This is a genomic window from Clostridium sp. (assembly GCF_032552055.1).
Lineage (GTDB): Bacteria > Bacillota > Clostridia > Clostridiales > Clostridiaceae > Clostridium.
Map to the genome: position 1 here is coordinate 1 of NZ_JAWGSV010000123.1, position 9039 is coordinate 9039.

The 9039-nt window shown below is 30.1% G+C and carries 11 protein-coding genes; all 11 read right to left on the reverse strand.

Going from position 1 to position 9039, the window contains the following annotated elements:
* Window positions 1-223: 223 nt before the first annotated feature.
* The gene (locus tag E6248_RS09480; RefSeq protein ID WP_136008243.1) at window positions 224-1558 is read right to left on the reverse strand and encodes a replicative DNA helicase; all 1335 of its coding nucleotides are present in this window, start codon (window positions 1556-1558) and stop codon (window positions 224-226) included.
* A 168-nt stretch (window positions 1559-1726) separates the two neighbouring features.
* Entirely contained in the window at window positions 1727-3619 is a 1893-nt protein-coding gene (gene lonC / locus E6248_RS09485; RefSeq protein WP_316340575.1) for a Lon family ATP-dependent protease, read from the reverse strand.
* Window positions 3620-3631: 12 nt separating this feature from the next.
* A complete protein-coding gene (gene rplI / locus E6248_RS09490; RefSeq protein ID WP_156627796.1) occupies window positions 3632-4075 on the reverse strand; it encodes a 50S ribosomal protein L9 in 444 nt (147 codons plus the stop codon).
* A 1-nt stretch (window position 4076) separates the two neighbouring features.
* Entirely contained in the window at window positions 4077-6056 is a 1980-nt protein-coding gene (locus tag E6248_RS09495) for a DHH family phosphoesterase (protein WP_316340576.1), read from the reverse strand.
* A 4-nt stretch (window positions 6057-6060) separates the two neighbouring features.
* The gene (locus tag E6248_RS09500; protein WP_316340581.1) at window positions 6061-6378 is read right to left on the reverse strand and encodes a MazG-like family protein; all 318 of its coding nucleotides are present in this window, start codon (window positions 6376-6378) and stop codon (window positions 6061-6063) included.
* A 152-nt stretch (window positions 6379-6530) separates the two neighbouring features.
* Window positions 6531-6773 (reverse strand): 30S ribosomal protein S18, encoded by a 243-nt coding sequence (gene rpsR, locus E6248_RS09505; protein WP_136008239.1) that lies wholly within the window; start codon window positions 6771-6773, stop codon window positions 6531-6533.
* 27 nt (window positions 6774-6800) lie between these two features.
* Window positions 6801-7256: a single-stranded DNA-binding protein gene (locus E6248_RS09510; RefSeq protein WP_316340577.1), complete on the reverse strand. Its 456-nt coding sequence runs from the start codon at window positions 7254-7256 to the stop codon at window positions 6801-6803.
* Between the two features lie 14 nt (window positions 7257-7270).
* Window positions 7271-7558 (reverse strand): 30S ribosomal protein S6, encoded by a 288-nt coding sequence (gene rpsF / locus E6248_RS09515; protein WP_136008237.1) that lies wholly within the window; start codon window positions 7556-7558, stop codon window positions 7271-7273.
* A 109-nt stretch (window positions 7559-7667) separates the two neighbouring features.
* Window positions 7668-7853 (reverse strand): DUF951 domain-containing protein, encoded by a 186-nt coding sequence (locus E6248_RS09520; RefSeq protein ID WP_316340578.1) that lies wholly within the window; start codon window positions 7851-7853, stop codon window positions 7668-7670.
* Between the two features lie 20 nt (window positions 7854-7873).
* On the reverse strand, window positions 7874-8773 hold the full coding sequence (locus E6248_RS09525; RefSeq protein ID WP_316340579.1) for a mechanosensitive ion channel family protein: 900 nt from the start codon (window positions 8771-8773) through the stop codon (window positions 7874-7876).
* 10 nt (window positions 8774-8783) lie between these two features.
* The gene (locus E6248_RS09530) at window positions 8784-9023 is read right to left on the reverse strand and encodes a DUF3343 domain-containing protein (protein WP_316340580.1); all 240 of its coding nucleotides are present in this window, start codon (window positions 9021-9023) and stop codon (window positions 8784-8786) included.
* Window positions 9024-9039 lie beyond the last annotated feature (16 nt).

A 9039-nucleotide genomic window follows, 5' to 3' on the forward strand; every position in this document is an offset into this window, starting at 1 on the left:
TGCTAATCTAGTCTACATTAAAATCCCTAAAGAAAGTTAGACTTTAACTTCAATATATGACATGTAATTTATAATGTAAAATGAATAATTAATGAAAAAATCCCATTAGGAGTTTTAAATTTAATTTATTTTCAGTAATTCATTAGGAGTTGCATCAATAATTTTTCATTTTTAATTCTTCATTCTTTATTAACAAAGAGCTGTCTTTAAGACAGCTCATTTCTTACTCATATACAAGTTCTAAATTAGCAAACTTACTGTGTGCTCCTATCCAAGCCATCTTAACTGTTCCAACAGGACCATTTCTCTGTTTTGCTATAATACATTCACCTATATTTTTTTCTTCTGTTTCCTTATTATAATATTCATCTCTATACAAGAACATAACAACGTCAGCATCCTGCTCTATAGATCCAGATTCTCTTAAGTCAGATAACATTGGTCTATGGTCAGCTCTTTGTTCAGGTGCACGAGAAAGCTGAGATAATGCTATAACAGGACATTCCATTTCCTTGGCAAGTGCTTTAATAGATCTAGATATTTCTGATACTTCTTGTTGTCTACTTTCACTTCCAGCACTACCACTCATAAGCTGAAGGTAGTCAATAAGAATCATATCTATACCATGCTCCATTTTTATCTTTCTACACTTTGATCTCATTTCCATTACACTTAATCCAGCAGTATCATCTATGTAAATTTTAGCTTTAGAAAGTGGACCTGTAGCTCTTGCAATTCTCTCCCAGTCATCATCATCTAGATTACCAGTTCTTAGCTTTAGCATATCTACATTCGCTTCAGAGCAAAGTAACTTATATGCTAATTGCTCTTTAGACATTTCCAGGGAAAATATAACTACACTCTTTCCTTCTCTAAGTGCTGCATTTTCTGCAATATTTAAAGAAAACGTTGTTTTTCCCATAGATGGCCTTGCAGCTATAAGTACCATATCACCTTTTTGGAATCCTGATGTTTTAGCATCTAAATCTCTTATACCTGATCCAACACCAGTTATAGATCCCTTATTATTGAATAGCCTTTCTATTTCTAAGAATCCTCTTTCTAGTACATTTGCTAATGATTCATATTCATTAGATCCTTGTTTTTCTGCTAAATCAAAGATTTTCTTTTGAGCTATGTCTATAACATCTTCAACTTTATCTTGCTTATTATAACTTTCCTCTATAATTTGTGTTGCTGACTTAATAAGCTTTCTTAAAGTAGATTTATCTTCTACTATTTTTATATATGCTTCTAAGTTAGCAGTAGTTATAACTGATGAGCTTACTTCTGATATATAAGTAACTCCACCTGCTTTATCTAGGTTATCCGTTGATTTTAAATATTCTAATAAGGTTACAAGGTCAACAGCCATATCCTTAGAGAACATCTCTCTAATAGCCTTAAAAATGACTTTATGACCATCTCTATAGAAATCTTCATCTTTTAGCTTCTCTAGAGCTTTAGAAATAGCACTTTTATCTATTATCATAGCCCCAATTACTGACTGCTCAGCTTCTAAACTTTGAGGCAAACTTCTCATTATTGGTGCATCCATATGTAACCTCCTCATTATTAATATAACTATTATATCAAAGATTTATATTATATAAAATAAATTACTTAATATATTGTTTAAATAAAAAAGCTGATAAAAATCATATTTTTTCACTTAACTTACTAAGATAAATTTAAATATGCTAATTATCAGCATTTATTGAAATTTTTATTTTTCAAATACTATATCCATTAATTCTTCAATAGTACTAATAGCTTTAACTTCTATGTCTTGAAGATTTAAAGGAATTTCTTTTTCATTTGCCTTAGGTACTAAAACAAGCTTTATACCTTTTCTTCTTGCGCCATATATCTTTTCAAATATTCCTCCAACAGGTTTAATACTTCCTCTTAAAGATATTTCTCCAGTTATCGCTACATCTTGTCTGATAGGTCTTTCTAACAATGCACTTATTATTGAAATTGTAATAGCTGCTCCAGCTGATGGACCATCTATTCTTCCTCCTCCAACAATATTTACATGTATATCATAATCCTTAATATCCTTATCTGTCATTCTTCTTATTACAGATGCTGCATTAAATACAGAATCCTTAGCCATAGAACCAGCAGTATCATTAAACTTAACTATTCCCATACCTGGCTTTTTAGATTCAAATACTACTGTTTCTATTTCTAATGTAGAACCCATAAATCCACTTACGCCTAATCCATAAGTATGACCTACTTCAAATTTATTAGTTTCTTCAATTATTTCATATGGTACATATCTTCCTATAGATATAACCTCTTCTACATCACTAATAGTAATTTTAGTATTTAAATCATCCTTTGAATTATATAAGGCATATCCATATGCATCAGCTAGAATATTTACTGCCTTTCTTCCTTCAAAAGTATATCTACTTACAAGCTCTGCAACACCATCTTCTATTTCAACTTGAAGCTTTTTAGCTGCATTTTCTATTATTCCTATAATATCTTGTGATGAAAGTGGCTCAAAATATACCTCTGTACATCTTGATCTAAGAGCAGGATTAATTTTTCCTGGATCTCTTGTAGTTGCTCCTATTAAAACAAAATCTGCTGGAGCTCCCTTTTCAAAAAGATATTTTATATATTTAGGAGTGTTTTCATCATCTGGATCATAATATGATGATGAGTATTCAACTCTCTTATCTTCTAAAACCTTTAATAGCTTATTTTGAAGTATTTCATCTAATTCTCCAATTTCATCTATAAATAGCACTCCACCATGAGCTTCTGTAACTAAGCCAGTCTTAGGCTCAGGAACACCTATTTCTGCTAAGTCCTTCTTGCTACCTTGATAGATTGGATCGTGAACTGATCCTAGAAGTGGATTTGTTATTTCTCTTGGATCCCATCTTAATGTAGTACCATCAACTTCAACAAACTTAGAATCATCATCAAATGGTGTAAATCTTAATTTTCTAGCCTCTTCTAATGCTAATCTAGCAGCTGAAGTTTTACCAACCCCAGGTGGTCCATATAAAATTATATGTTGAGGATATGGTGAAGACATCTTTGATATTAATGACTTAATAGCTCTTTCTTGACCTACTATCTCCTCAAAATTTTCTGGTCTTAAAAGACTCATAACATTTTTATTTATATTTTTAGCGTCTAATGCTTCTAATCTCTCAAGCTTAACTGTTGTTTTAGTACTTTCTGGTCCCTTTTGCTTCTTTATTATTGATAGTTTTATGTCATCCATAAACTTATCTTGTCTTTCTTGAAGGGCCTTTTCAACTTGAGTTTCTACTTTGTTTTGAACATATTTTCTAGCAATATTTTCTGATATATAATAAATTGTATCTTCTAGTACATCTCTTATTTCATCTTCCTTTGGTACTGCCTTTAGTCCCTTCCCATCTGATGCAATTACATTTAATGCATATAATCTTTCGCATATGTTAATAGAGTTTATATACTTTTGTAGTTTAAATCTTACTATCCTAGCTCTAACAGCACCTTCATCTAACACATTATTTAATATCTGATCTATTACATTTGCTTGTGCGTCTAAAGATAGATCACTATCTAATAAACTCTCTATATTTGTTTCATCGTAAGCCTTCAAACTTAGTCCTCCTTATGATTGCTCTACAATGGTTACCTTCATCTTAGTAGATACTTCTGGATATATCTTAATTTCTATATCATAACTACCTGCAACCTTAATTGTATCCATAACAATTTTCTTTTTATCTATTGATAACTTATATTCTTTATTAATTAATTCCGCTACATCTTTACTAGTTATAGCTCCAAATAATCTCCCATTATTTCCTTTAGCTTCTATCTTAACTTCTTTACCCTTTAATTCAGAAGCTAACTTTTGAGCTGCTTCTATTTCAGCTAGCTTTTTCTTTCTTTCATTTTCCTTTTTAGCATTTAATATATGCATATTTGAATTATTTGCTTCTTCAGCTAATTTCCTAGGAAATAAATAATTTCTTGCATATCCATCTGATGCCTCTATAACATCACCTTTTTTACCTAATTTCTTAACATCTTGTAATAATATTACCTTCATGTTATTCACCAACCTTTAAATGTTTTTCTATTGATTCTTTTAATTTTATCTTTGCTTCTTCTATAGTAGTATTACTTAATTGGACTCCAGCCATATTCATATGGCCTCCTCCACCTAATTCCTCAAGAATTACTTGAACATTTATTTCTCCAATGGATCTTCCACTAATCACAGTGTCTCCATTTATGTTTATTAAAACAAAACATACATTTATACCTGATATATTTAATAATTCATCAGCTGCCCTAGCTGCCATAAATGATTTTTTTAATCCTTTAGGTGCTACAGCTATTGCAATATTATTATTAACCTCAGCTGTTTTTATTGTATCTGCTATTATTAAAAAATCTTCTAAGTTATCCATAAACATTTTCTTTACTTCTATTGTATCTGCTCCTGATGCTCTTAAAAATGATGCTGCATCAAAAGTTCTAACACCAGCTTTAAATGAAAATCCCTTTGTATCCATAAATATCCCAGCTAATAATCCTTCTGCTTCAAGCCTTGTTAGATTAGGTCTTTGAACCATGTATTGAATTACTTCTGTTACCATCTCTGATGTAGAAGATGCATATACTTCTATATAACTTAGAATAGCCCCTTCAACTGTATCTGGACTTCTTCTATGATGATCTATTATAATCTTTCTTTGAACCTTATCTACTATACCTCTATCTAAGATATAACTAGAATTGTGTACATCTACTATAATAAGTAATGTTTTTTCATTTATTTGTTCATATGCCTCTTCAACAGATATAAATAAATTATCATACCTTGAATCACCTTTAAGCTTTCCTAAGAAATACTCTATTGCTGATACATCTTTTCCAAGTATAATATTGCATTGCTTCCCTAATTGTTTAACTACTGATGATATTCCTATTGATGATCCAAAGCAATCCATGTCCGGGTTCTTATGTCCTATTATAAGTACATTGCTGCTTTCATAAATCAATTCTTTTATAGCATGGGAAACTACTCTAGCTCTTACCCTAGTTCTCTTTTCAATTTCTCTAGTATTCCCTCCAAAGAATTTAATTTTATCATTATTTTTTATAGCAACTTGATCCCCACCTCTACCTAAAGCTAATTCCTTAGCTGTTATTGCAAAGTTATTATTTTCTAGGGGGCAAGTTCCACCTCTTCCTATTCCTATACTTAGAGTTACTTCAAACTTATTTCCTCTATCAATTTCTGATATTTCTTTCAATATTGAAAATTTATTATTTATCTCTTCATCTATATATTTATCTTGAACAGATAAAACATATTTATTAGTATCATACTTCGTTATCATAGCCTTAAGTCTTTGAGCATAAGCATTAATATTCTTTTCTACATCAGCTACAAGCATAGGCCTATCACTCTCTAAAGTATTTTCTAATACTTCTGCTAAGTTATCTACTTCGATTAACATAATGCTTTCTTTAGTATTATCTATATTTTTGAAATTGCTTATATCATTAAAGTAAACTATATATAAATTTTCATTTAAGTCATATCCTTCTATCTTACTAGCATATACTATATATAATGAATCTAGTATCTTTATTTTTTGATGTAAGTCTCTATCACAAGCTAATAGTCTAGATATGTTTAAGCCTCTTGCTATGCTTACAATATTTAATCCACTAGGATCTTCTTCAGGGATAAATTTTCCAAACTCCTTATTACTCCAAAATATTTCTCCTGATTCTTTTATTATTGCAACAGGAAAAATTAAATTAAAAATATTATTATTAATATTTTCGTTAATATCTACCTTTATCTGCTCTATTTTTACATCTGTACTTTCCTCTTCTTTTCTATTTGATAAATGCTCACTTATACTAAATAAAAGAAAAATACATAATAGTATACTGCCTAATATACCGCTTTTTATATAATAAAAACCAATACAAGCTACAACAAATAGAACTGGTGTAATTATAGGCCTAATAATTTTAAGTCTCTTTTCTAAAAAATCCTTCCATTCCATAAGACTAATGGCGCTCCTTTAAATGTAATTGAAGTTTACTTAAACTCCTTCCATCATTTTCATACTCGTGACCTTCTGCTATACCTACTTGAAGTTTATTCTTCATATCATCATCTACATCTTCACATGAATATCCTAATTTCTGAGCTAATACATATAAAATAATTACAGCCCCTGATATACAATTTAGTATCGCATCTTGTGCTACATTACTTCCCTTAGTTAGCAAATGATAAAATTCACCTATTATACATAGCAAATTTGCCTTAAGCTTTTCTATCATCTTAATATTGGCCATTATATTTAAATCATCTCTCTTCACCATACTCACCCCTATATTATTACCCTTGTATATATATTTTAATTATATTTGTGATTTTATGCAACAGCTTATAATTAATATTACATATTTTGTAAATAAACTTGTGTATTAGTATAACAAAAAACCCCTGATAAAACAGGGGTTAATTATATTTACTCAGTTGTAAATGGTAATAATGCTATGTTTCTTGATCTCTTAATAGCAGTTGTTAATTCTCTTTGGTGTTTAGCGCAAGTTCCAGAAATTCTTCTTGGTAATATCTTACCTCTTTCTGTAACAAACTTTCTTAGCTTAGTTATATCTTTGTAATCTATAGCTTCAGCTTTTTCCACACAAAAAGCACATACTTTTCTCTTAGATCTTCTCATTTTTCCAGATCTCTTCATGTCTCTCATGCTAATTCCCTCCTTCTTCTTAGACTATTAGAAAGGCATATCTCCATCATCTACAGGAGTCATGTCTTCCTCAAAATTCATTCCACCAAAGTTATTTGATGGATTTGAATAACCAGAATTGTTTGAAGCTCCAAAGTTATCATTGAAACCTTGGTCTCTTCCAGCACCACTTCCATTACCTGATCCAATGAATTCAAATGATTCAACAACTACATCGGTTGTATATCTCTTTGTTCCATCCTTAGCATCATAACTACCAGTTCTAATGCTTCCAGTAACAGCTAGTTGTCTGCCCTTAGTAAGATATTGTGCTATTGTTTCACCAGTTTTACCAAAAGCTACACAATTGATAAAATCAGTTTCATCCTTTTTAAAAGGTCTTGTTACTGCTAAAGAGAATCTTGTAACAGCAGTACCACTTCCAGCAGCAAAGTTAAGCTCTGGATCCTTTGTAAGTCTTCCAATAAGTATTACCTTATTCATAACAATATCACCTCTTACGCTTCTTGTTTTACTATGATATGTCTTATAACACCATCAGTAATTCTGAATATTCTGTCTAATTCCTTAGGTAATTCTGAATCAGCATTGAAGTTGATTAATGTATAGAATCCTTCGTTAACTTTTGAAATTTCGTAAGCAAGCTTTCTTCTACCCCAAACGTCAACATTTTCTATAGTTCCTCCACCGTTTTCTATTACACCCTTAAACTTTTCGATTGCAGCCTTGCAAGCTTCCTCGTCTAATGATGGGTGTAGTATAAATATAGTTTCGTACTTTCTCATCATTTTCACCTCCTCCCCTCGGCCTTTGGCTGTACTTTGTACAGCAGGGATTACAATTAATTATTTTATCATTGTTTAATTTTTTTTGCAAGATAAAAAAATAACTATATTATTGCTTTACTACTTTTTTTGCATCCTTTTGGAATTTACTTCTTGGAATCATAATTATTCTTCCGCATCCTACACATTTAATTTTAATATCTGCTCCAAGTCTAATTACTTCAAAATCCTTACTCCCGCAAGGATGCTGTTTTTTCATTTCTACAATTGTACCTAAGTCAAAGTTTTCTACCATAAAAATATCCTCCTAAAGTATTAATTATTATTTACTAATTGAGTCTTTGGATAAGGAATTTCTACTCCTGCCTCATCTAATGACTTCTTAATTTCTTTTCTTAATTCCCTCTCCATCTTCCATTGTGAAAGAGGTTTAGACTTTCCTACAACTCTAATAGTTACACCTGATGCATTTAAAGATATGGCACCCAATACTTCTATATTTTCTCTTATATCTTCGCTATTTGACCTTTGGAATTTTTTACAAGTATTTGTTATTATATTTATAGTATTATCTATATCCTCTTCATAGGCAATTTCAACATCTACTATAAATCTCATATCATATCTTGAATGATTTGTTACCTCCAACACAGAACCATTTGGTATATTATGGATATCTCCACTAAAATCTTTTAAAGTAGTAGATCTTATTCCGATATTTTCAACTATACCACTATATACTCCTATTGTTACATGATCACCAACACCATACTGATCTTCAAATATTATAAAGAATCCATTTATTATGTCTTTTACCAAACTTTGAGCTCCTATCCCTACTACAAAACCTACTGCGCTTAATACTGCTGCAGATACCTTGAAGGTACTCCCTATTATAATTGCAGCTCCTGAAAAGTAAACTATGTATTTTAAAGAACTTTTTAATATAGCTCCTACTGTTAATGCCTTTTGTGTATCCATAGAAAAACTTCTTTTACTATTAATTTGATTTTTAACAAATTTATCGATTATCTTATTGCCTATCTTTATTATTAGAAACATTACTATTATTAGTAGAATCATACTTATAGTTTTACTTACTATAAATTCAATTACATTAATAGTACTACTTAACGCTTGTTCCCAATTAAAGCTTAATGAAATTTTTCCATCTTCCCCAATACCAGTATTAATAAATGTTGAAATATTTATCATATTAAAACTCCTAGCTTAATTCTATAAAATTATTTTCTTCTTTTTCATATATATTTTTATAACTAATAATATTATTAGCAATAATTTTGTCTACATACACTCTTTCTTCTATCCTAACCCATATTCCGCAACTATGAGTTATTGATGTAGGAGTAGGCATCATCCTAAACTTTATACCTACTTCATTTAATTTTTTTTCTGCATTCATTGCGTCTAAAGTATTTTTAAAAACAATTATATAATATTTCATAATGTCTCTCCTTTAT

Excerpts from the sequence above, each read along its gene's own strand:
- E6248_RS09480 (WP_136008243.1), bottom strand. The coding sequence starts at position 1,558 with ATGGATGCACCAATAATGAGAAGTTTGCCTCAAAGTTTAGAAGCTGAG.
- rplI (WP_156627796.1), bottom strand. The coding sequence starts at position 4,075 with ATGAAGGTAATATTATTACAAGATGTTAAGAAATTAGGTAAAAAAGGT.
- E6248_RS09495 (WP_316340576.1), bottom strand. The coding sequence starts at position 6,056 with ATGGAATGGAAGGATTTTTTAGAAAAGAGACTTAAAATTATTAGGCCT.
- rpsR (WP_136008239.1), bottom strand. The coding sequence starts at position 6,773 with ATGAGAGACATGAAGAGATCTGGAAAAATGAGAAGATCTAAGAGAAAA.
- E6248_RS09510 (WP_316340577.1), bottom strand. The coding sequence starts at position 7,256 with ATGAATAAGGTAATACTTATTGGAAGACTTACAAAGGATCCAGAGCTT.
- rpsF (WP_136008237.1), bottom strand. The coding sequence starts at position 7,558 with ATGAGAAAGTACGAAACTATATTTATACTACACCCATCATTAGACGAG.
- E6248_RS09520 (WP_316340578.1), bottom strand. The coding sequence starts at position 7,853 with ATGGTAGAAAACTTTGACTTAGGTACAATTGTAGAAATGAAAAAACAG.
- E6248_RS09525 (WP_316340579.1), bottom strand. The coding sequence starts at position 8,773 with ATGATAAATATTTCAACATTTATTAATACTGGTATTGGGGAAGATGGA.
- E6248_RS09530 (WP_316340580.1), bottom strand. The coding sequence starts at position 9,023 with ATGAAATATTATATAATTGTTTTTAAAAATACTTTAGACGCAATGAAT.